The sequence below is a fragment of the Microvirga sp. 3-52 genome (genome assembly GCF_018383585.1).
In the GTDB taxonomy this organism is placed as follows: domain Bacteria; phylum Pseudomonadota; class Alphaproteobacteria; order Rhizobiales; family Beijerinckiaceae; genus Microvirga.
Genome location: NZ_JAHAMK010000073.1, coordinates 2,272 through 3,887, shown reverse-complemented (window position 1 = coordinate 3,887; position 1,616 = coordinate 2,272). Strand labels below are relative to the sequence as shown.

Sequence of the window (1,616 nt, the reverse complement as noted above, 5' to 3'; positions counted from 1 at the left end):
GTTGGGGCGACGATACTGCTCAACCCTACTCATGCGTACTATGCGAAGGAGGTCAGCTTTGGAGTGCTCCAAGCGACGCTTAGTGGGGCATCGCCGCGCTCTCATCGATATGAGCGCTGGAATAGATCCTATGAGCAAGACCCGCCAGAGCGAGCAGCGTGACGGCCGCGAGCGCGCAGCAGGCGGCAAAGCCCAGCGAGAAGCCGCTGCGTGCCGCGTCCAGCCATGCTGGCGCGGTGGCGCCCGTCGCCTTGGCGGTCTCGACCGCGCCGGCGAGGGTGGTGGAGACAGCGAGCTGCTGCGCGGCGTTCAGCCCGCTCAGGTCCACGCCGCCCATGGTCATGCGGTAAACCAGCGTTCCGAGGCTTCCGAGAATGGCGACGCCGAGCGCGCCGCCGAACTCCGCGCTCGTCTCGGAGATAGCGGAGGCGGAGCCCGCCTGCTCCGGCGGTGCGGTGCCGACGATCAGGCCCGTCGTGGTGAGGACGACCGGCACGAAGCCGAGACCCACCAGCATACTGGCTGAAAGGACGCCGACCAGACTCTCGGCATAGGCGGCGACCGCCATCGCAGCGACGCCGCCTGTGTAGACGAGCAGCCCAAGGAGAACGGTCCTGACCGGCCCGAGACGCTTCGTGAAGCGGTACGCCTGAAACGACATGATCGTGAAGACGAGCGCGGACGGCACGGACCACAAGGCCGCCTCGAGCGGCGACAGGCCGAGAACCAGTTGCAGAAACAGGTTCTGAAACAGGAACACGCCGAACACGAAGAACATGCCAGCCAGATTGACAATCAGCGAGGCAGTAAACGCCGGAATACGGAACAGGCGCAGATCGATCAGCGGATGTGCGAGGCTCTTCTGACGGCGCACGAACAGCACGCCGACGAGCACACCGGCCGCGATGGCCACCAGTTGGCGCGGCTCGAAGCCGTCGGCTGCCATGTGCTTGAAGCCGTAGATGATCGGCAGCACGGTTCCGAGCGAGAGCGCTACGCTAAGCAGATCGAGCTTCTCCCCGCCCTCGTGTCTGTATTCCGGCAGCAGGAAGGGTGCCGCGACCAGCAGCGCGAGCATGATCGGGATGTTGATCAGAAACACCGATCCCCAATGAAAGTGTTGCAGCAGAACACCACCGATGAGAGGCCCCACCAATCCCCCCAACGCGAAGGCGGCGCCCCAGATGCCGATCGCCCGGTGCCGCTCGTTTTCGTTCGAGAAGAGATTGACCACAAGGGACAAGGTCGAGGGAGCAAATGTCGCGCCGGCGATGCCGAGCAGCGCGCGCGAAACGATGAGCTGCTGCGCCGTGCTCGAGAACGCGGCGAGCGCAGACGCCGCGCCGAACGCAAAGGCACCGATGAGCAGTACGCGCCTGCGGCCGATCCTGTCGCCGAGCGTGCCCATGGTCACGAGGAAGCCAGCAACCATGAAGCCGTAGATGTCGTTGATCCAGAGAAGTTCCGATGCCGACGGATCGAGATCCGCCACGATGGCGGGCATCGCCAGAAAGAGGACGGATAGGTCCATCGAGTAGATCAGACAGGCGATCGACAGAACGCAGAGCCCGATCCACTCACGACGTCCCGCAAGCGGCTGGTTTTCAACTGTTGCC

General features: G+C 64.3%; 1 protein-coding gene. It reads right to left on the bottom strand.

Annotated elements, in window-relative coordinates; all coding sequences use genetic code 11:
* Positions 1-79: 79 nt before the first annotated feature.
* Entirely contained in the window at positions 80-1,573 is a 1,494-nt protein-coding gene (locus tag KHP60_RS24725) for an MFS transporter (protein WP_311925356.1), read from the bottom strand.
* Positions 1,574-1,616: the final 43 nt, after the last annotated feature.